The organism is Paraeggerthella hongkongensis (genome assembly GCF_003726035.1).
GTDB classification, from domain to species: Bacteria; Actinomycetota; Coriobacteriia; order Coriobacteriales; family Eggerthellaceae; genus Paraeggerthella; species Paraeggerthella hongkongensis.
In genome coordinates this window covers 227748-247103 of the sequence record NZ_QICD01000001.1, presented here as the reverse complement: position 1 = coordinate 247103, position 19356 = coordinate 227748, and the positions used below count along the sequence as shown (strand labels likewise).

At 61.5% G+C, this 19356-nt stretch carries 18 protein-coding genes; 11 read left to right on the top strand and 7 right to left on the bottom strand.

Annotated elements, in window-relative coordinates:
• The first annotated feature begins 47 nt into the window (after positions 1-47).
• On the top strand, positions 48-1553 hold the full coding sequence (locus tag DMP08_RS01075) for a basic amino acid/polyamine antiporter (RefSeq protein WP_123191148.1): 1506 nt from the start codon (positions 48-50) through the stop codon (positions 1551-1553).
• Positions 1554-1733: 180 nt separating this feature from the next.
• Positions 1734-2726 carry a DUF368 domain-containing protein gene (locus DMP08_RS01070; RefSeq protein WP_244596717.1) on the top strand — a complete coding sequence of 331 codons (993 nt, stop codon included), beginning with the start codon at positions 1734-1736 and terminating at the stop codon, positions 2724-2726.
• A gap of 66 nt (positions 2727-2792) precedes the next feature.
• Here DMP08_RS01070 and bilS read toward each other — a convergent pair whose 3' ends face one another.
• Positions 2793-3305: a flavodoxin family protein BilS gene (gene bilS, locus DMP08_RS01065; protein ID WP_123191216.1), complete on the bottom strand. Its 513-nt coding sequence runs from the start codon at positions 3303-3305 to the stop codon at positions 2793-2795.
• Between the two features lie 208 nt (positions 3306-3513).
• Between bilS and dtd the strand changes: the two genes are divergently transcribed.
• Positions 3514-3960 carry a D-aminoacyl-tRNA deacylase gene (dtd, locus tag DMP08_RS01060; RefSeq protein ID WP_123191147.1) on the top strand — a complete coding sequence of 149 codons (447 nt, stop codon included), beginning with the start codon at positions 3514-3516 and terminating at the stop codon, positions 3958-3960.
• Between the two features lie 4 nt (positions 3961-3964).
• Here dtd and DMP08_RS01055 read toward each other — a convergent pair whose 3' ends face one another.
• The gene (locus DMP08_RS01055; protein ID WP_123191215.1) at positions 3965-4327 is read right to left on the bottom strand and encodes an arsenate reductase family protein; all 363 of its coding nucleotides are present in this window, start codon (positions 4325-4327) and stop codon (positions 3965-3967) included.
• Positions 4328-4468: 141 nt separating this feature from the next.
• Here DMP08_RS01055 and DMP08_RS01050 point away from each other — a divergent pair, with 141 nt between their 5' ends.
• The 4 genes from DMP08_RS01050 to DMP08_RS01035 all read left to right on the top strand — a co-directional run bounded on the left by DMP08_RS01050 (position 4469) and on the right by DMP08_RS01035 (position 7615).
• Entirely contained in the window at positions 4469-5260 is a 792-nt protein-coding gene (locus DMP08_RS01050) for an EFR1 family ferrodoxin (RefSeq protein ID WP_123191146.1), read from the top strand.
• Positions 5261-5603: 343 nt separating this feature from the next.
• Positions 5604-5984 carry a GntR family transcriptional regulator gene (locus tag DMP08_RS01045; RefSeq protein WP_244596716.1) on the top strand — a complete coding sequence of 127 codons (381 nt, stop codon included), beginning with the start codon at positions 5604-5606 and terminating at the stop codon, positions 5982-5984.
• Positions 5985-6032: 48 nt separating this feature from the next.
• The gene (locus tag DMP08_RS01040; protein ID WP_123191145.1) at positions 6033-6920 is read left to right on the top strand and encodes an ABC transporter ATP-binding protein; all 888 of its coding nucleotides are present in this window, start codon (positions 6033-6035) and stop codon (positions 6918-6920) included.
• 5 nt (positions 6921-6925) lie between these two features.
• On the top strand, positions 6926-7615 hold the full coding sequence (locus DMP08_RS01035) for an ABC-2 transporter permease (RefSeq protein WP_244596732.1): 690 nt from the start codon (positions 6926-6928) through the stop codon (positions 7613-7615).
• A 126-nt stretch (positions 7616-7741) separates the two neighbouring features.
• Here DMP08_RS01035 and DMP08_RS01030 read toward each other — a convergent pair whose 3' ends face one another.
• Positions 7742-8149, bottom strand: coding sequence for an RrF2 family transcriptional regulator (locus DMP08_RS01030; protein WP_123191143.1), 408 nt, complete (start codon positions 8147-8149; stop codon positions 7742-7744).
• A gap of 233 nt (positions 8150-8382) precedes the next feature.
• On the opposite strand from DMP08_RS01030, the gene DMP08_RS01025 reads away from it, so the two are divergent.
• The 3 genes from DMP08_RS01025 to DMP08_RS01015 all read left to right on the top strand — a co-directional run bounded on the left by DMP08_RS01025 (position 8383) and on the right by DMP08_RS01015 (position 11754).
• Positions 8383-9129, top strand: coding sequence for a transglycosylase domain-containing protein (locus DMP08_RS01025; RefSeq protein WP_123191142.1), 747 nt, complete (start codon positions 8383-8385; stop codon positions 9127-9129).
• 101 nt (positions 9130-9230) lie between these two features.
• Complete coding sequence (locus tag DMP08_RS01020) at positions 9231-10124, top strand: glycoside hydrolase family 25 protein (protein ID WP_244596715.1); 894 nt, start codon at positions 9231-9233, stop codon at positions 10122-10124.
• Positions 10125-10449: 325 nt separating this feature from the next.
• Positions 10450-11754 carry an MFS transporter gene (locus DMP08_RS01015; protein WP_123191140.1) on the top strand — a complete coding sequence of 435 codons (1305 nt, stop codon included), beginning with the start codon at positions 10450-10452 and terminating at the stop codon, positions 11752-11754.
• Positions 11755-11826: 72 nt separating this feature from the next.
• On the opposite strand, the gene uvrB is transcribed toward DMP08_RS01015, so the two are convergent.
• From uvrB to mnmA, 3 genes are all read right to left on the bottom strand, one after another.
• Positions 11827-13977 carry an excinuclease ABC subunit UvrB gene (gene uvrB / locus DMP08_RS01010; protein WP_123191139.1) on the bottom strand — a complete coding sequence of 717 codons (2151 nt, stop codon included), beginning with the start codon at positions 13975-13977 and terminating at the stop codon, positions 11827-11829.
• Positions 13978-14083: 106 nt separating this feature from the next.
• Positions 14084-14683 (bottom strand): dephospho-CoA kinase, encoded by a 600-nt coding sequence (coaE, locus tag DMP08_RS01005; RefSeq protein WP_123191138.1) that lies wholly within the window; start codon positions 14681-14683, stop codon positions 14084-14086.
• Positions 14680-15738, bottom strand: a complete 1059-nt coding sequence (mnmA, locus tag DMP08_RS01000; protein WP_123191213.1) for a tRNA 2-thiouridine(34) synthase MnmA — start codon at positions 15736-15738, stop codon at positions 14680-14682. The genes coaE and mnmA overlap by 4 nt, the downstream gene beginning before the upstream one ends.
• 136 nt (positions 15739-15874) lie before the next feature.
• On the opposite strand from mnmA, the gene DMP08_RS00995 reads away from it, so the two are divergent.
• A complete protein-coding gene (locus DMP08_RS00995; protein WP_123191137.1) occupies positions 15875-17818 on the top strand; it encodes an acyltransferase family protein in 1944 nt (647 codons plus the stop codon).
• A 222-nt stretch (positions 17819-18040) separates the two neighbouring features.
• On the opposite strand, the gene rpsA is transcribed toward DMP08_RS00995, so the two are convergent.
• Positions 18041-19258, bottom strand: coding sequence for a 30S ribosomal protein S1 (gene rpsA / locus DMP08_RS00990; RefSeq protein WP_114566556.1), 1218 nt, complete (start codon positions 19256-19258; stop codon positions 18041-18043).
• Between the last annotated feature and the right edge of the window lie 98 nt (positions 19259-19356).

The following is a 19356-nucleotide window of genomic DNA, read 5'->3' as shown; positions in this document are numbered from 1 at the left end:
CGCGTCCGCCCTGGCGGGCGCGCCCTCATTCGACAAGGATTGGAATCATGGCAGACAACACCGCACCCGGTTCCAACGGAAGCGGCGCACCGGCGCAGGACAGCTCCAAAAAAGTTGGCCTGATCGGCCTGGTGGGCATCGTCATCAGCGCGATGATCGGCGGAGGCATCTACAACCTCCCCCAGAACATGGCGCAGGACGCTTCCGCCGGAGCCATCATCATCGCCTGGGTGGTCACGGGCATCGGCATCTGGTTCATCGCGAACACGTTCCGCATCCTGTCGGCCGCGCGCCCCGAGTTGACGAACGGCCTGTACACGTACGCCGAAAAGGGCTTCGGCAAGCTCATCGGCTTTTTCGTGGCGTACGGATACTGGATATGCAACTGCTTCGCGTTGGTGGCCTACTCCGTTTTGGTCATGGCCACGCTCAACTACTTCGTGCCCGACTTCGCCGGCGGCAACAACATCCCGTCCATCATCGGCGGCTCCGTCATCACCTGGGCAATGTATTTGCTTGCGCTGCAGGGCGCGAAGCAAACCAGCTTCCTGAACATCATCGGCACGATCGGCAAGCTGCTGCCGGTTGCCATCTTCATTTTGGCCGTTGCCACCGTGTTCAAGTTCTCGGTGTTCATGGAGGGCTTCTGGGGCATGAAAGGCGGCATCGACCTTAGTTTCACCTGGGACAACGTCATGCCGCAGGTGCAGGCGACCATGCTGGTGACCCTTTGGCTGTTCCTGGGAATCGAAGGCGCCGTGGTCGTGTCGGGCAAGGCCAAATCGCAAACGGCAGTGCGCAAGGCCACGACCATCGGCTTTTTGGTCACCCTGCTGCTCTACATCATCGTGTCGCTTCTGCCCTTGGGCGTATATTCCCAGGCCGACATCGGCAACATGGCCGACCCGTCCATGGCCGCCATCATGTTGGACAAGTTCGGCAAATGGGGCGAGATCCTCATCAACGCCGGCGTTATCATATCGGTCCTCAGCTCTTGGCTGGTATGGATGCTCATGCTGGGCGAGATGCCGCTGGCCGCCTCCAAAAGCGGCATTTTCCCGAAGGCGTTCGTCAAGGAAAACAAGAAGGGATCGCTTTCGACTTCGCTTTTGTGGACCACCATCGTCGTGCAGATCGTGCTGATCATCTCCTACTTCATAGGGAACAACGCCTGGACCACCATGATCAGCATCACCAGCGTCATGGCGCTGCCATGCTACCTGTTCTGCACGCTGTTCCTGTTCAAGATCGCGCTCGACAAAAGCTATCCGAAAGGGATCTTCGCAAGCCGCGGAATGGCCCTGTTCACGGGCGCGGCGGGATCGCTGTACGGGCTATGGCTCATCTACGCAGCCGGCTTGAACTACCTCATGGTCGCGTGCATCGTGTACGCCATCGGCCTGCCGCTCTACATCGTGGGCATCCGGCAGCACGACCCGAAGGCGAAGATATTCGAGAAAGCCTCGGACAAGGTCATCGTCGCCGTGGTGATAGCCTTAGGGATAGCGGGGCTGGTCTACTCCATCATCACGTTCGGGCACGTAACGCTGTAAGCGCAGAGTGCGCGTTGCGCAAACGCGGGCAAGCACCCATCCGCCGCATCCCGAAACGCCCGGAACCGCACTCGCAGGTCCGGGCGTTCCCGCTTCACCGAACGCCGATGCGCCCGATCAAGAATCTGTATATCTTGCAGGAACAACGGGAAACGCTGGACGTTTGCAAGATCGTGAGCCATGCTATACGTTCTGACGATGCGCGCCGAAGAGGGTCGGCTGCGCACAAGCGATGCGGGAGGTTCCCCTACTATGTCCATTGCCGGCATTATCATCAACTTCGTGCGCGGATTCTGCATGGCCCTTGCCGACAGCGTCCCCGGCGTTTCAGGCGGCACCATCGCCTTTCTGCTGGGATTCTACGACCGGTTCATCGGCTCGCTCGACGACTTGTTCCACGGTCCGAAAGCCGCCAAGATCGATGCCGTCAAGTTTTTGCTCAAGCTGGGATTCGGCTGGATAGTTGGATTCGGGCTTTCGGCGCTCGTGCTGACCAGCTTCTTCGATTCGCATATCTACCAGGTCAGTTCGCTGTTCATGGGATTCATCGTATTCGCCATCCCCATCGTGGCATGGGAAGAGCGGAGCACGCTGAAAGGGCATGCGAGCAGCCTGGCGTTCGTCGCGGCAGGCGCCGTCGCCGTTGTTGCGGTGACCCTGCTCAGCCCGGCTTCGGGCGAAGGCGTGAACGTAGCGGCCGGCAACTTGAACTTCGGCCTGGTCGCCTACGTGTTCTTCGCCGCCATGGTGGCCATTTCCGCCATGGTGCTGCCCGGCATCTCCGGCTCCACCCTGCTGCTGATCTTCGGCCTGTACGTGCCCATCATGGGAGCCGTGCGCGCGGTCATGGGGCTGGACTTGGCCTATCTACCCATCTTGCTGGTGTTCATCGCGGGCATCGCCTGCGGCGTTCTGTTGTTCGTACGCCTGATCAGAATGTGCCTGAAGAAGTTCAGGCCCCAAACCATCTACGCCATCGTGGGCATGATGCTGGGGTCGCTGTTCTCCATCACGCAAGGGCCGCTCACGCTGACCGATCCCTTGCCCGCCATGAGCCTGGATACGTTCAGCCTGCTGTTCTTCGTGATCGGCGGCGTCGTGGTCGGCGGCTTGCAGCTGCTGAAAACGCGCCTGGAAGACCCTGCGGAAGCGCAGAAGGACAAGGAAGCCTAGCAACCTGCAGGCATGCGGACGACGTTGCGGGGACCCGACGTCGTCCGCCCCCCCCCCGCAAAACCGCTAGGCCTTTTTCACGGCCGCTTGCAAGTGTGCAACGTCGACATCGTCCGGATGCCCCACCGCCGCGTCGAAGTTCTCGATAAGCTGCTGCATGCGCGCGGCCTGAGCGGGTTGCGCCTGCGCCGTTCGCTCGTAACGGGTGCGCACGCTTTCCGGCATTTGCCCTTGGCACATGAACGACCCCACCAGCTGCGCGGATTCGGGAACATGTCGCGCAACGCGCGCCATAACGCCCGCAAAGTACGTCTGATCAGCACCGAAACCCGCGGTCCCGAACAGGAACACCTCTTTGCCCTCCAATTGGGACAGAACTTCGGCCATCTGGTCGGTGCAGTCGCCCCGGTTCGTCCAGAACCCCGCGTACACGCGATCCGCCGCGACCAATGCAGCCGGGTCAACGTCCCCCACGCGCCCGAACGCCACCACCTCTTCCGCAGGCAACGCCTCTTTCACCGCGCAAGCCAATCGTTGCGTGTTCCCCGTGCTGCTGTCGTACACGATTGCGTAGCTCATGGAAGTCCTTTCGCCAACGCGCGATTGCGCTTCAACATCCGATCGTCTTATGCCCGATACGTTATAACGCCCGATAGCGTTTTTCAAACGCGCGGCCGGCAGCCCCACGAAAGCCACGCATAAACCTCTCGCGCGCATCCTTGCCCCCGAAGCCCTTCTTGCCGTAGGATTCTCGCAACAAGCAAATCTTGCAAACAAAGGAGCCTCCATGAGGGCAGTCGTTCAACGCGTAAGCCGTGCGCAGGTGGAAATCGACGGCAACACGGTAGGATCCATCGGAAAAGGCCTGGTCATCCTTTTGGGCGTAGGCCACGAAGACACCGAAGAGCAAGCGGAGCGCCTCTGGAGCAAAATCAGCCGCCTGCGCATATTCGAGGACGAGGACGGCAAAACGAACCTGTCGCTTGCCGACGTGCACGGAGATGTTCTGGTCGTTTCGCAGTTCACGCTGTTCGCGAACTGCAAGAAGGGCAACCGCCCCTCTTTCACGCAAGCGGGCGCGCCCGACGAAGCGAACCGCCTCTACGAATGGTTCGTCGAACGGGCGCGCCGCGACGTGCCGCGGGTGGAAACGGGACGCTTCGGGGCCTACATGGACGTGAGCCTGACGAACGACGGCCCGTTCACCCTCTGGCTCGACACCGACGCGCTCTAAATCGTTACAGAAGAGCCCGCTCCCACTCGGCCTCCCTGAAGCCCACCAGCACGAAATCCTCGCCCACCACAAGCGGGCGCTTCACCAGCATGCCGTTCTCGGCGAGCAAAGCGTAGGCGTCCGCATCGCTCAATCCCGCATCAAGAAGAGCCTTGATGTTGCGCTCGCGATAGACCATGCCGCTCGTATTGAAGAAGCGGCGCAGGGGCAGTCCGCTTCTTTCATGCCAGGTGGCAAGCTCCGCAGCCGTCGGGTTGTCTTCTACGATATGGCGGTCGTCATAGCTTATACCGTGCTCGTCAAGCCAGGCCTTCGCCCTTTTGCACGTGGTGCACTTCGGGTATTCCAAAAACAACACGTTTGCCATGGTTGCTCCCATCATCGAAACGCTCTATCGGCTACTTGTTGCGCTCATGATACCAAAGGCCCCCCATGAGGATGAGCCTTCCTTGCTATACTGAAATCAAGCACGCGACCTCATGACAGGGCAAACCGAAAGGCGGCTGCTATGATCTTCTATTTCACCGGAACCGGCAACTCTCTTGCAGCCGCGAAGATCATAGCCGAAGCAACCGACGATCTGCTGGTCGACATGGGCAAAGCCTACAAGTACAAGGATTTCGATTTCACGCTTGAGCAGGGAGAGCCGCTCGGCTTCGTCTTCCCCACCTATGCCTGGACCACGCCTCCCCTCGTGGACGAGTTCATTCGCCGAGCAAACTTCCGCACGGGAAACAAGGACGTGTTCGACCCATGCTACTGCTACGCCGTCGTCAGCTGCGGAGCATTCGTGGGAAACACTGCGCGCATCTTCGCAAGCAGGCTGCTGCGCAAGCAGGGAATCAACCTGGACGCTTCGTTCAGCGTGAAATCGGTGGGCAACTGCACCTACCTGTACGCGCCCGCCCAAGGAGAGAAGCGCGAGCGGATCCTGGCTCACGCCGACGAGGATGCGCATCGCGTTGCCCTGCGCATCAAGGCGCGCGAATGCGTGCACGCCGAACAGCGAAACCCTTTGGGCATCTTGCTTTCCCAGGTCACCGAACAAGACCAGAAACCGCGCTCGACCAAAGAGTTCCACACGCTTCCCACCTGCATCAGCTGCGGCCGCTGCGCCGATATATGCCCGACGAACACCATCACGCTTATCGACGGCACGCCACGCTGGGCCGAACTGGGCTGCACACAATGCTTGGCCTGCCTGCATCGATGCCCCGTCAACGCCATCCAATACGGCAGCAGAACCGAAGCGCGAGGACGCTACGTCAACCCGATACTCGGCCCCATCAAGCGCGCCTGACGCCCCGCGGCCCAAGCCGGCCGCCGCAAACAAGCAAAGCCGACCAACGGGAAGAAGAACAACTCGAATCAAAACGAAAGATACCGTTTCCGCATCTTGACGCGTCTTCGTCGACTGATTATAGTGTGCATATCGGGTATATACACACTGTACAGTTTGACACGCATGACATCGACCGCACAGGAGCAAAGCCCGTCGGAGCCAGCAAGGAACGTGCTTGCGAACTCCCGGCGCGCAGCAGGACGCTGCGACGCGCCACCCGGATGCTCGGGGACGCCCGCGCATCCGCGCACCACTTCGCCGTAGGCAAACCCCACGGCGAATACGAACTGGAACAGGAGCGATGTTGGACATCATCATCTCAAACGCAAGCGATAAGCCCATCTACGAGCAGATCACCAGCCAGCTGAAAAACCTCATCCTGGCAGGCGAGCTCGCGGAGGGCCAGCAGCTTCCCTCCATTCGCGCGCTGGCGAACGACCTGCACATCAGCGTCATCACCACGAAGCGCGCCTATGCCGACCTCGAATCGCAAGGGTTCGTCGAAACGGTGCAGGGCAAGGGCAGTTTCGTAGCCGGCGGCAACATGGAGCTGCTGCGCGAAGAGCGTCTTCGCCATATCGAAGATCTGCTGGCAAAGGCTGCAAGCGAGGCGCAGGCCTCGGGCGTGACCCTTGCGGAACTGCACGACATGCTTGACCTGGTGGCAAGCGACAACATCTAGACGCACCTGAAACGAGAAAACATCGCACGCAACCGAAAGTGACGACTGATGAACGATCTTTTGAACATACGAAACCTCTCGAAGCATTACGACGGCTTCAACCTGCAGGACGTGGCGTTGCGCGTGCCTTCGGGCAGCGTAGTGGGATTCGTTGGCAGCAACGGAGCCGGCAAAACCACCACTATCAAATCCATCCTTGGCTTGAACAGGCCCGACAGCGGGCAGATTGCCCTGTTCGGCGAAGAGATCATCGGAGCGCCCTCCAAACGCCTTGCAGAGCTGAAGCAGCGCATCGGCGTGGTGTTCGACACCTGCTCCTTCCCCGAGGAACTGACGGTCGAAGCCGTGGGCAAGCTTATGTCCGTAAGCTACCGCGCATGGGATGCCGCGGGCTTTCGCGAGCGCATCGAGCAGTTCGCGCTCCCCTCGAACAAGACGGTGAAGGACCTCTCGCGCGGCATGAGCATGAAGCTGTCTTTGGCATGCGCGCTCTCCCACGACGCCGACCTGCTCATCCTGGACGAAGCAACCGCCGGCCTGGACCCGATGGCGCGCGACGAAGCGCTCGACACCCTGCGCGCCTTCATGACCGATGAGCGCCACGGCATCCTGATGTCCAGCCATATCACCAGCGACCTGGAGAAAATCGCCGATTACATCGTGTGCATCGACGAAGGACGCATCGTGTTCTCCATCGAGAAGGACGCCATCGTCCATCAGGCGGGTATCGCCCAGTGCCGCGCGTCCGAGTTCGCCGCCATTGCGGACAGCGGACTGTACGCACCGGGATGCCTGCGCTACATCCGCAACGCGTACGGCACCTCGGTGCTGGTGCCCGATCGGTTCGTTTTCGCCGAGAATTTCCGCGGCATTGCGATGGAGCGCGCCGACATCGACGCGTACATGAGCCTTATGCTGAAAGGAGAAGCGCTGTGAACGCCATGTTCCTGTCCGATCTTCTGATCGCGAAGAAATACTTGATGCCGCAGGTGGGGCTTGGCATCGTCGTGGGCATATTCATGTGCATCATGATGGAGAACATCTACGTGATCGCGCCCGCCATCGCGGCAATGACCCCGTTTTCCGTAGCGTTCACCATACTGGCCTTCGACGAGCGCGGGGGCTGGGAGCAGTTTAGGCTGGCGCTGCCGCTATCCCGCAAGCACGTCATCACCGGGCGCTACACGAGCTTCGCGGTGATCGCGATAGTCGGATTCATGACGGGAATCGTCGCCACGGGCCTGGTCATTATTGCAGCAACGCTGCTCCCGAACGTGCCGCAGCTAGCCGCGCTCATGGTGAACTTCTCGTGGCAGGCTATCGTCTTGGCAAGCATCGCGGGCGTTGCGGTCATCGTGGTCATGCTGTCCGTCGTGCTGCCGATGGTCGCGCGTTTCGGCATGACGAAAGCGGTCCGCTTCGCGCCCCTGATCATTTTCTTCGGCCTGTTCTTCCTGTTCACGGCAGGCGGCAACAGCGAGACTCCCCAATTCCTCGCCAACCTTGCAAGCTGGGTGCAAACGCCCGAAGGAACGCTGGGGATGGCCGGCATCGCGCTCGCCGCCGCAGCAGCCCTCTATGCGGCATCGTGCGCGCTGTCCATCAAGCTGTACGAACGACGCGAATGGTAAAAGCGAGCAAGAACACCGCACGGAAAACGTTTCGCAGCATCTGATCGGAACTGCAAAAGTGCGCCGCCTTCAACAGGCGGCGCACAACCACGCAAGAGCAGCGCAACCTCTGACGACCGTGCAGGTTTACGGACGTTTCACCAGGTCGGAAAGCTTCACGCTGTCAGCGTACGACTCGATGGCCTTATCGAGCCCAACCCAGAATTCACGCGCCGAGCAGCCTTCGCTGCGCTGGCACTTTTCCGCATCTTCAACGCACGCCACCGGAGCCGAACTCCCTTCCGTAGCGCGCAGAATGTCCCCGACCGTGATCTCGTCCGCCGGTCGAGCAAGCAGATAGCCGCCGCTCACGCCGCGAATGCTCTTGAGCACCTCCGCCTTCACCAACGCGCCGCCCAATTGCTCCAAGTACTTGACGGACAGATCCTCTCGCTCGGCAGCCTGCCTCATAGTGACAAGCGAGCCGGCCTCCCCTTGCTTGGCAATGTCGATCATAAGACGCAGAGCGTAGCGTCCCTTCGTCGAAACCATCATGTTCGCTCCACCGTCCTTTACTCGAGCCCCCCGATGCACCGTCGCCAAGGACCAGCCGGCGCATCGCCTCCATAAATACACGCAATAAGGTAAGTATAGCCTATGGCTTCATGTTTCGAGCGGGCCTCCCCTTGCAGGAATGTAAGGGAGGGGCAAGCGGTCGGTAAGAAAACCTTAAGAGTTGGCTGGTATAAAGAATAGAGCCCCAGCCAACGCATCGAAAGGAGCCGGGCATGACCGCTGGAACGCTTTTCAAACGACTGCTCGCCCTCATGCTCATCCTGGGCATGCTCGCAACCGCATTCTTCGTCGCACGAGGGTTCAACCTGTACCGAAACGCGCTCGAATCCCAAAGCCTCGACGACATGGCGGCAGCCATTGAGAGCGAGCAGGGATTCACCTCCCTCGATAAACTGCCCGATCTGTATCTGCAGGCCGTTGTTGCAGTAGAGGATCATCGTTTTTACGCGCATCCCGGCTTCGACGCCATAGCCACCGGACGGGCACTGGTCAACAACATCAAGGCGCGATCCGTAGTGGAAGGCGGCAGCACCATCACGCAGCAACTGGCTAAAAACCAGTACTTCACGCAGGAGCAAACGCTCGAGCGCAAGCTGGCCGAAGCGCTCATGGCCTTCACCATGGAAAACCACTTCTCCAAGCGCCAGATCCTGGAGCTGTACGTGAACTCGATTTACTTCGGCAACGGCTACGAGGGAATCGGCAACGCAAGCATCGGCTACTTCGGCAAGCAACCCGCCCAGCTGACCGAAGACGAATGCGCCATGCTGGCAGGCGTTCCGAACGCCCCCTCCGTCTACTCCCCCGCCGTAAATCCCGATCTTGCGCGCCAGCGCCAGCAAGAAGTGCTGCGCAAGCTGGTCAGGTACGACTATCTGGACCGAACGCGCGCCCAGCATCTGTCCACGCGCCCCACGTTGACGGCCGTCACGTCGAAAACGGTGACGATACCCGCATAACCAGGCACGCCGCCGCAGCAGCGATCGCGCGAGTTTTGTAGTCGTCGCGCGATCGCTGCCGTGCGCGCGACGCCCGGAGCAACCTCTGGTAGGATACCCGCATGAAATCTCAAACCAACAAGCGCCGCAGCCACGGCAAGCCTCGTCACGCCGCAGCGTACGCGCCTGCACCCCGCAGCTCTTCTCAACATGCAAGAAAAAGCCCTCTGGTCGGCGTCCTGCTCGTCATGCTTGCTGGGCTTCTGTTCGTAGGGATGCTCGTGGGCCTAGGACAATGCGCGGCTCCAGAAAGCGCCCCGAAAAACGCGGAGTACGTGAGTCCCTACGACTGGAGCAGCCTGGAACGAACCGGCGACCGACTGGCCTACCGGCCGGGAGGAATCCTGAAATCCCAGGTTGGCGTGGATGTTTCCGACCATCAAGGCTTCATAGATTGGAATGCGGTAGCCGCAGACGGCATCGACTTCGCGTTCGTGCGCGTAGGCAATCGCGGATACACCGAAGGAGGCTTGTCCGTCGATGCCCGGTTCGACGACAACATCAGCGGCGCGCAAGCGGCGGGCTTGCAAGCGGGCGCGTATTTCTTCTCGCAGGCAACGAACGTCCAGGAGGCCGTCGAGGAAGCGGAATTCGTGATCTCCCACCTGGGCGGGCGCGCTTTGGAGCTGCCCGTGGCGTTCGATCACGAACCCGTAGCCGACCCCAACGGCCGCGCGAACAACGTGGATCGCGACACGCTCACCGCATGCGCTCTCGCATTTTGCGAGCGCCTTGAAAAAGCCGGCTATGCAACCATGGTCTACGGCAACAACGGCGACATGGCCCGCTACGACCGATCGGCGCTCGGAAACCGTCCGATATGGTTCGCGGAATACGATGCCCCCACGCCGCGCGCCCGGTTCGATTTCGCCATCTGGCAGTACACGAACGGCGGCACCGTCACGGGAATCAACACGTCGGTCGACCTCAACCTGCGCATGACCGAAGCGCTGTAGCCTCGGGCGCGCCAGCTGGGCGCGGGCAAACCGGGAAAGGCGGGCCTGTTCGCCGCCCCTTGCCCGCAAACGCCCCTCTTGGCCGATCGCGCCCGGCATGCTACACTGAGCGCCGCGATTCTGATCGAACCTTGAGGAGCTCTGTTTTGATGGCGGGACAAATCTACTAGCAAATCGCCTTGCGATTTCTGCATCTTCTTCACGATGCGCACGAGCGCAACTCGTTGTTGCGCTATTTTAGTCTCGATTCCATGCAAACTTGGTAGCGCAACCACGCGCGCTACCGCATCATCAACTCAGCACACCGCTATCAAGGAGCATCCCTATGACCGAACCAACCGCGCTCATGAGCGCAGGCGGGCAGCCGCTTCCCAAACGATGGCTTGCCATCATCGCCACCATCTGGGCCGGACAAGCCGCCTCGATGATCACCAGCTACGCCGCAGGATACGCGGTGATCTGGTACATTACCGAAACCACCGGCAGCGCCATCATGCTGTCCGCCGCAGCCATCTGCGCCTACCTGCCGCAAGGGCTTCTTTCGCCTTTCGGCGGAGTGATCGCGGACAAGTACAACCGAAAAACCATCATGATCGCAGCCGATCTGGGCATCGGCGTCATATCGCTTGGCCTGGGTTTCGCCATCCTGTTCGGCCAGGTTTCGTTCGGCCTGCTCATGGTGCTGGTCATCGCGCGCAGCGTGGGACAAGCGTTCCATGGCCCGGCCATGATGGCAGCCATGCCGCTGCTCGTGCCGGAGAAGCACCTGCTGCGCATCAACACGCTCGACCAGCTGCTCATTTCAGTAGCGTCCATCGGCGCGCCCGCATTCGGCATCTTCCTGTACACCACGTTCGGGTTCCACTCGGTCATGTTCCTGGACTTCCTGGGAGCGCTTTTGGCCGTTGCCGGATTAGCCCTGGTGAAGATACCCACGATTGTCGACGAATCCGCGAAAGACCAGCATGTGCTGGCGAACATGCGCGACGGATGGAAGGCTTTGTCGGCCAACCGAGGCCTGGTCATCTTGATTGCCGGCGTCACGATCGGCATGGTCGCCTTCGCCCCGCTCGGCGCCATTTTCCCGCTTATGACGTTCGACCATTTCGGGGGCGACGGCTACGCGGCGTCCATCGTAGAGGCATCGTTCGGCGTGGGCATGATCATAGGATCGGCCATCCTCATGATCTGGGGCGGCGGCAAGCGGCTTGCCCTCTTGATCGGCATTGCGGCCTTCATCGTGGGCGCGACCACCATGGCATGCGGGTTCCTTGCACCCACCATGTTCTGGGCGTTCGTCGTGCTGTGCGCCGCAATGGCGGTGGCCTGCGCCTGGTTCAACGGCCCACTCATCACGCTCATCCAGCGCAACACCCCTGAAGAGAAAACCGGCCGCGTGCTGGGGTTGGCCATGGCGGCCATGGGCCTGGCCTCTCCTGTGGGAATCGCGTTCGGCGGCGTGTTGGCCGAATCCATCGGCGTTGCACCGTTCTTCGTCGTGGACGGCCTGATCTGCCTGGTTCTGGGTCTGGCGATCTACCTGCCCAAAAGCGTGCGAGCGCTCGATGACGGCAAGCCTGCCATCGTGCGCGACAGCAGCGCCGCGCAGAACGCGGAAGCCGCCGAGTAACGCGTTGCCTCGACCGCAGGCGAAGGCAATCCCTCGCCTGCGGTCGACAACCCGCGCCGAATGCGCGGCCCGCTACGACCTTCGGCTTGAACCGTAGGCCGCATTCTTTCGGTTGCCGAATGCGCTTCCCTTGCGCGCGCTTTTCTTGAGGTCCTTGAGCACGTCCTCCTCGCTCGACCCCTCAACCTGCGCGCGCAGCTTCACCACCTGGTCGCGCAAGCGAGCGGCCTCTTCGAAGTCCATGCTCTTGGACGCCGCCGCCATGTCGTCTTCCATGGACGATATGATGCGCAGCACCTCCTCGCGCGACAGCTCGGCCAGCTCCTTGTTGACCTGCTCCGCCGTGGTGTTGCCCATCTCGTCGGTCACGTAGCTCATGATGTCGTTGATGGCCTTGCGGATGGTCTGCGGCTCGATGCCGTGATCCTCGTTGTACTGCATCTGGATGGCCCGGCGGCGCTTGGTTTCGTCGATGGCGCGCGCCATGGAGTCGGTGATCTTGTCGGCGTACATGATCACCTGGCCCGACACGTTGCGAGCAGCGCGTCCGATGGTCTGGATCAGGGAGCGATGGTTGCGCAAGAACCCTTCCTTGTCGGCATCCAGGATGGCGACAAGCGACACTTCCGGCAGGTCCAAGCCCTCGCGCAGCAAGTTGATGCCCACCAGCACGTCGAACTCGCCGCGCCGCAGGTCGCGCAGGATTTCCACGCGCTCGAGCGTAGCGATGTCCGAATGCATGTACCGCGTGTTCACGCCCTGGTCAAGCAAGTGATCGGTCAGGTCTTCCGCCATCTTCTTCGTGAGCGTGGTAATGAGCACGCGCTCGTCGCGGGCGGCGCGCTCCTTCGCCTCGTCGATGATGTCGTCGATCTGCGAAGCCGATCCGCGCACGATGATCTCGGGATCGAGCAGCCCCGTCGGCCGGATGATCTGCTCGACCTGCTGCTGCGTGACTTTCTCCTCGTAGTCGCCCGGCGTGGCCGACACGTACACGAACTGGGGAACGCGATCCTCGAACTCGTCGAATCGCAAAGGACGGTTGTCCAGGCAGCTGGGCAGACGGAACCCGTGCTCGGTCAAGGTGATCTTGCGCGAGCGGTCGCCTTCGTGCATGCCGCGAATCTGAGGCACGGTCACATGGCTCTCGTCGATGATGCAGAGGAAGTCTTTGGGAAAGTAGTCGATCAGGGTGTACGGCGGCTCGCCCGGCTGACGGCCGTCCATATGCCGCGAGTAGTTCTCGATGCCCGAGCAGAACCCCATGGTTTCAAGCATCTCCAAATCGTATGCCACGCGCATCTCCAAGCGCTGGGCCTCCAGCAGCTTGCCCTCCTCCTTGAACTGCTGCAAGCGCTCGCGAAGCTCGTCGCGGATCGTGCCCAATGCGCGATCCATCTTCGGACGCGCGGTCACGTAATGGGACGCCGGCCAGATGGGCAGCGCCTCGAATTCGTTGACCACCTCGCCCGTCACGTTGTCGATTTCGGCAATGGCCTCGATCTCGTCGCCCCAGAATTCGATGCGGACGGGATTGTCCGCATACGGCGGGAACACGTCGAGGGCGTCGCCGCGCACGCGGAACGTGCCGCGCTTCAGGTCGTAATCGTTGCGATCGTACTGGATGTCGATCAGCTCGTGGATCATCTGGTCGCGGTCCATGTCCTTCTGTTTGTCCACGAACACGGCCATTCCCGCATAATCCATCGGGCTGCCGATGCCGTAGATGCACGACACCGAAGCCACCACGATGCAATCGCGGCGCGACAGCAGCGCCGACGTAGCCGCATGCCGCAGCTTCTCCACCTCTTCGTTGATGGAGGCGTCTTTTTCGATGAACGTGTCGGACGAGGGAACGTACGCCTCCGGCTGGTAGTAATCGTAGTAGCTGACGAAGTACACCACAGAGTTGTTGGGGAAGAACTCCTTGAGCTCGCTTGCCAGCTGGGCGGCCAGCGTCTTGTTCGGAGCCATGACCAACGTGGGCTTCTGCACGGCCTCGATGGTCTTGGCCATGGTGAACGTCTTGCCCGATCCGGTTACGCCCAGAAGCGTTTGATAGCGCAGCCCGCGCTCTATGCCTTCGGCCAGCTTCTCGATGGCCTGGGGCTGATCGCCCGACGGCTCGAACGGGGACACCACCTCGAACGGAGTGGTCGACAGCCGAACCTCCGGCAGCTTGCCTTCCATTTCGATGCCTTCGATATTCGTAAGATGCGCCATCTAAGATCCCTTCGAACAAACAGGTGGGGTGGAAAGCCGGTGAGCCATCAACCTCGCTGCCTCACCGTCTTTCCACCCCACCCTCCGATCCGCTTCAGCCAAAAGCTTACAGCCCCTTGGAGTACTCCCCCCACCATGCAAGCACCTTGTTGCGCATTTCCTCGGGGGTGCCGTCGTTGTTGAACACCACGTCGGCGGCCTCGATGCGATCCGCATCGGTGATCTGCTGCGCGATGCGACGACGCACGTCGGCCTCGTCCCAGCCGCTCTTCACCGCGCGCTCGATGCGCAGATCGATGGGAGCCAGCACGGCCATCACCACGTCGGCGTCGTACGCAAGCGAAGTCTGACGGTTCTTGAACACGGAGTATTCGACCACGACCGCTTTGTGGCCTTCTTTCTCCAGCTCGGCAACGCGATCGGTGAACGCCTCTTCGATGCGCGGCAGCGTGATGCGGTTGAGCTTGCGCGTCTCGGCCGGGCTGACGAACGCCTTGGCCGCCAAAGCAGGGCGATCCACTTCCCCTGCGGCATCCAGGATATCGGCGCCGAACGTTTCCACCAATTCGGCCTTCACCGTATCCCACAAAAGGACGTCATGCCCAACCTGGTCAAGATCGATGTTCGGAAGACCCTGCTCGACAAGCGCTTTGCGCGCCGTCGACTTCCCCGCGCCCATTCCTCCGATAATGAACAGCTTCTTCATGCTTGCTCTACCTCCTCGATCATGCCGCCTCCCAGCACGGTATCGCCTTCGTAGAGAACGGCGTACTGCCCCGGCGCCGTGGTCGGTTGCGGGCTTCGCAGCTCGATCCGAACGCCTCCGCTGCCTTCGGGTTCCATGATACACGGTACGGCACGGCTTCGATAGCGCAGTTTGACCATCGCGCCGCACGGCTCGTCGAGGGATTCGAAAGCCTGCCAGTTCATCGCGCGAACGCGAACGGCGCGTATGAGCGTGTCTTCCGCGAACCCCACCACCAGCTGGCCGGTTCCGGCGCGCTTCTCCACCACGTAGTACGGCTCCTCCGCCGCAATGCCGATGCCCTTGCGCTGCCCAACCGTGTAGTTCGCCAGCCCCCCATGACGGCCCAGCACCGCTCCCGTTCGGTCGACGATGTCGCCCGGTTCGTCCCGAACGCCGCGTTCGCGCAAAAAATCCCGGTAATCGCCCTCCACGAAGCAGTTGTCCTGGCTTTCGGGCTTTTCCGCCACGTGAAGGCCCAGATCGGCCGCAATCAGCCGCACGTCGGTCTTCGTCATGGCCCCCAACGGAAGCACGAGGCGCGAAAGCTGCTCCTGGGAGAGCAGCGAGAGCATGTAGCTTTGATCCTTGCGCGCGTCGAGCGCCGTCTTCACCACGAAGCGGCCGTTGCGCGTCAAGCGCGCGATGCGGGCGTAATGCCCGGTGGCGACGTTGTCGCATCCATGTTCGCTCGCAGCCTCCAAAAGCGAGGGCATCTTGCAGCATGCGTTGCAGCTCACGCACGGACTGGGCGTGAGGCCCTGCGCATACGCATCCACGAACGGCTGCACCACGCAGCGCTCGAACGACGCAGCGCTCTCGCACACAACATGGGGGATGCCCAGCAGCGCGCACACCGCAGCCGCATCGGCCTCGGCCTGCACGCTGGCCTCGTCATCGTGGAACCGGCACGTCACGCCCAACACCCGGCATCCCGCCCTTAGCAGCAACGCCGCCGAAACCGCGCTGTCCACGCCGCCGCTCATTCCCAGCGCAACGCTCGCACCTGCCTGCATGAAACCGCCCTTCGAACCAACGGTACGCATAGGTAACCGTATTCTGGAACCTTCTAGTCCAGCCATTATAGGACAAGCTCGCTGCTATACTAAGAAGTCACGCTGCACACCAAGAAAGACCAGGAGGGTGCCGGACATGCCGGCTGAAAAATCTACCACTAAATCGCGCTACATTCCTGCTCTCGACGGCTTGCGGGCCTTCGCCGTCCTCGCGGTTATCGCCTACCACATGGGCATGTTCTGGGCACCGGGCGGCCTTCTGGGCGTCACGGTGTTCTTCGTGCTTTCAGGCTACCTCATCACCAGCCTGCTGCTTATCGAATGGGACAACACCCATCGCATCGACCTCCCGCAATTCTGGCTCCGGCGCGTACGCCGCCTTATGCCGGCTATCGTGTTCGTCATCCTTTGCTCGGCAGTGCTTTTCACTGCATTCGACCACAGCCTGCTCACCAAACTACGAGACGACATGTGGGCGGCGCTGCTTTGGGTGACGAACTGGTGGTACATCTTCCACGACGTGTCGTATTTCGATGCGCTCGGCGCGCCGTCGCCCCTGACCCACTTCTGGTCGCTGGCCATCGAAGAACAGTTCTACCTTATATGGCCGCTCCTTCTGTTCGGCGCCCATAAAGCAGGCCTCAAGCGCACCGCCATGCGCAACGTCACGCTGGCGCTGGCGCTGCTCTCCGCTGCCGAGATGGCCCTGCTCTACAGCCCCGACGTCGACCCCAGCCGCGTGTACTACGGAACGGATACGCGGGCGTTCTCGCTGCTCATAGGCGCCTGGCTTGCATTCGTATGGCCTTCGCACCTGCTCGGCGCGCACGGAGAGGTGCATTTGACCAAACAGGTGCGCAACGTTCTTGACGGCGTGGGCATCGCCGCGTTCGTCGGGCTGCTGGCCATGGCCGTGTTCGTGAACGGGTTCTCGCCTTTCTGGTATTACGGAGGCACGCTGCTGGCATCGGTGCTCACGGCCATCCTTATCGCCGTCATGGTGCATCCCGCCAGCCTGCTGGGACGAGCCGCGAGCGCGAAACCACTTGTATGGGTGGGTTTGCGCTCGTACGGCATCTATTTGTGGCATTACCCGCTGTTGCTGCTCATGAACCCGCGCAACTTCACCGGGGAAACGCCATGGTGGATGTACCTGGTTCAACTGGCCGTCGTCTTCGCGTGCGCCGCGTTCTCGTACCGGTTCGTGGAAAACCCCATCCGCCGAGGCGCCATCGGCTCGTTCGTCAAGAGCGTCCGCTCGAAACAGCTCGACACGCCCGCCTGGCTGCGCACGCACGCCGTGCCGACCATAGCCGCCCTGGGCGTGACCACCGTGGCCATAGGCGGCCTGATCTTCGTACCGCCCACGTCGGCGCTCGAAGGCGCGAACCTGCTCAAGGACGAAAGCGCGCAGACTTCCGGCATTCCTCAGGCCCTTCCCGAGGGCGAGGCCGCCGCTGCCGAGCAGCCGAAGCTCGACATCATGATGATAGGCGACTCCGTTTCCGTGCGCGCCATCCCCTACTTCAAGGAGAAGTTCCCCTACGGAGCCATCGATGCCGCCGTGAACCGCCAGCTTCCCATCGGTCGCGACGTGTACCTGGCATACGACCAACAAGGCATCATCGGCAAGGTGGTGGTGTTCGCGCTCGGCACCAACGGCGTGGCCACCGACGAGCAGCTTGACCAGCTTGTCAACGCCGTCGAACCCGACAAGCAGGTGTTCTTCGTGAACACGCGCAGTCCGCAATCGTGGGTCGGCGACACCAACGCCGCGCTCGCCCGGGCCGCCGAACGCTACGGCAACGTGCACGTGATCGATTGGCACGGCGCGAGCGCCGGGCAAGACGGCTACTTCGACGGCGACGGAACGCACCTTTCCGAGGAAGGCGTCCGAGCCTACATCGACCTTGTCTACGACGCCGTCGCCTCGCTTCTGCCCGCGCACGAGGAAGGGGCTGAGGCGGCAAAGGTCGAAACGCCGCTCGAAGCAGCCACCGAAAAGGCGAAGGCAACCGTATCCGACACCGTGCATGGCTTGGCGCACGCGATGACGCAAGGCATGGCGCAGCAGAAGTAACCGCTCGATGCTTTTCGAGCGGTCGGAGCGCAAGGGACAGCCGCGCCTCCGACCGCCCCTTGCGAAAGCCCGCCCGCATCGAATCAGCCGACCCCCCCTCCCCCCGCCTTCCCACTGCCGGGCGCGCTAGGGACTTTCACCCATGAGAAACGTGCGTATGCTCGGCACACCAAAAAAAGGACCCCATCGCTGGGGTCCTTTCGCAAACTATGTGCTGAGAAGTTACTCGGCAGCTTCGGGAGCAGCAGCTTCCTCGGCAGGAGCGTCCTTCTTCTCGGCCTTCTTCTTGGCCGGCTTCTCCTCGACGACGATGGACTCGTCCACTTCGATCTCGAAGCCCAGGTCGGCCGCAGCGGCCTTCATGGACAGGGAGATGCGACGACGCTCGGGGTTGATCTCCATGACCTTGACCTTGACCTCGTCGCCGGCCTTGACGACCTGCGCCGGGGTGTCGATGTGACGCTGAGCCATCTCGGAGATGTGCACCAGGCCCTCGATGGACTGGCCAAGCTCGATGAACGCGCCGAACGGCACGATCTTCGTCACCTTGCCGTCGACGATGGAACCGACCGGATAGCTCTCGACGAGCTTGATCCAGGGATCCTCCGTCGTCTGCTTGAGGCCGAGCGAGATGCGCTCGCGCTGCAGATCGACGTCCAGAACCTCGACCTCGACCTCGTCGCCAACCTTGACGACCTCGGACGGATGGTTGACGTGGTTCCAAGAAAGCTCGGAGATGTGCACCAGACCGTCGATGCCGCCCAGGTCGACGAACGCGCCGAAGTCGACGATCGAGGAAACGGTGCCCTTGAGGCGCATGCCCTTGCTGAGCTTCGCGAGGATCTCGGCACGCTCGTTCTTGCGGCCTTCCTCAAGCAGCACGCGGCGGGACAGCACGACGTTGTTGCGGTTGCGATCCATCTCGATGACGCGGGCTTCGATCTCGGTGCCCAGGTACATGTCCAGATCCTTGACGCGACGAAGGTCGACCAGCGACGCCGGCAGGAAGCCGCGCAGGCCGATATCCAGGATGAGGCCGCCCTTGACCACTTCGATGACCTCGCCCGTGACCACTTCGCCGGCCTTGAACTTCTCTTCGACGCGGATCCAAGCACGCTCGTACTCGGCACGCTTCTTGGACAGGATCAGACGGCCGTCCTTGTCCTCCTTCTGGAGAACCAGAGCCTCGATCTTCTCGCCCAGCTCCACGATGTCGGACGGATCGGCGTCCTTGCGGATGGAGAGCTCGCGGGACGGGATGACGCCCTCGCTCTTGAAGCCGATGTCGACGAGCACTTCGTCGTGCTCGATCTTGACGACCGTGCCGTCGACCAGGTCGCCCTCGTCGAACTCGGTCAGCGTGCCGTCGATCATCTCGTTCATGAGTTCGTCGGAGATGTCTTCGAAGTCGATGACGGACGTGTTCTTGATGTCGGTCAAAACGGACCCCTTTCAATTCTTCTAATCGGGGACCCTTCGTCATGATTGATTGCTACGTGCACCATGTCCGCTCTGCACGAAAACGCATGTGCCGAGCT

Bases quoted from the DNA above. Each gene is read 5' to 3' on its own strand.
- DMP08_RS01075 (WP_123191148.1), top strand. From the start codon at position 48: ATGGCAGACAACACCGCACCCGGTTCCAACGGAAGCGGCGCACCGGCG.
- bilS (WP_123191216.1), bottom strand. From the start codon at position 3,305: ATGAGCTACGCAATCGTGTACGACAGCAGCACGGGGAACACGCAACGA.
- uvrB (WP_123191139.1), bottom strand. From the start codon at position 13,977: ATGGCGCATCTTACGAATATCGAAGGCATCGAAATGGAAGGCAAGCTG.
- mnmA (WP_123191213.1), bottom strand. From the start codon at position 15,738: ATGCAGGCAGGTGCGAGCGTTGCGCTGGGAATGAGCGGCGGCGTGGAC.
- DMP08_RS01020 (WP_244596715.1), top strand. From the start codon at position 9,231: ATGAAATCTCAAACCAACAAGCGCCGCAGCCACGGCAAGCCTCGTCAC.
- dtd (WP_123191147.1), top strand. From the start codon at position 3,514: ATGAGGGCAGTCGTTCAACGCGTAAGCCGTGCGCAGGTGGAAATCGAC.
- DMP08_RS01035 (WP_244596732.1), top strand. From the start codon at position 6,926: ATGTTCCTGTCCGATCTTCTGATCGCGAAGAAATACTTGATGCCGCAG.
- DMP08_RS01045 (WP_244596716.1), top strand. From the start codon at position 5,604: ATGTTGGACATCATCATCTCAAACGCAAGCGATAAGCCCATCTACGAG.
- DMP08_RS01040 (WP_123191145.1), top strand. From the start codon at position 6,033: ATGAACGATCTTTTGAACATACGAAACCTCTCGAAGCATTACGACGGC.
- coaE (WP_123191138.1), bottom strand. From the start codon at position 14,683: ATGAAGAAGCTGTTCATTATCGGAGGAATGGGCGCGGGGAAGTCGACG.
- DMP08_RS01025 (WP_123191142.1), top strand. From the start codon at position 8,383: ATGACCGCTGGAACGCTTTTCAAACGACTGCTCGCCCTCATGCTCATC.
- DMP08_RS01070 (WP_244596717.1), top strand. From the start codon at position 1,734: ATGCTATACGTTCTGACGATGCGCGCCGAAGAGGGTCGGCTGCGCACA.
- DMP08_RS01015 (WP_123191140.1), top strand. From the start codon at position 10,450: ATGACCGAACCAACCGCGCTCATGAGCGCAGGCGGGCAGCCGCTTCCC.
- DMP08_RS01030 (WP_123191143.1), bottom strand. From the start codon at position 8,149: ATGATGGTTTCGACGAAGGGACGCTACGCTCTGCGTCTTATGATCGAC.
- DMP08_RS01055 (WP_123191215.1), bottom strand. From the start codon at position 4,327: ATGGCAAACGTGTTGTTTTTGGAATACCCGAAGTGCACCACGTGCAAA.
- DMP08_RS00995 (WP_123191137.1), top strand. From the start codon at position 15,875: ATGCCGGCTGAAAAATCTACCACTAAATCGCGCTACATTCCTGCTCTC.
- DMP08_RS01050 (WP_123191146.1), top strand. From the start codon at position 4,469: ATGATCTTCTATTTCACCGGAACCGGCAACTCTCTTGCAGCCGCGAAG.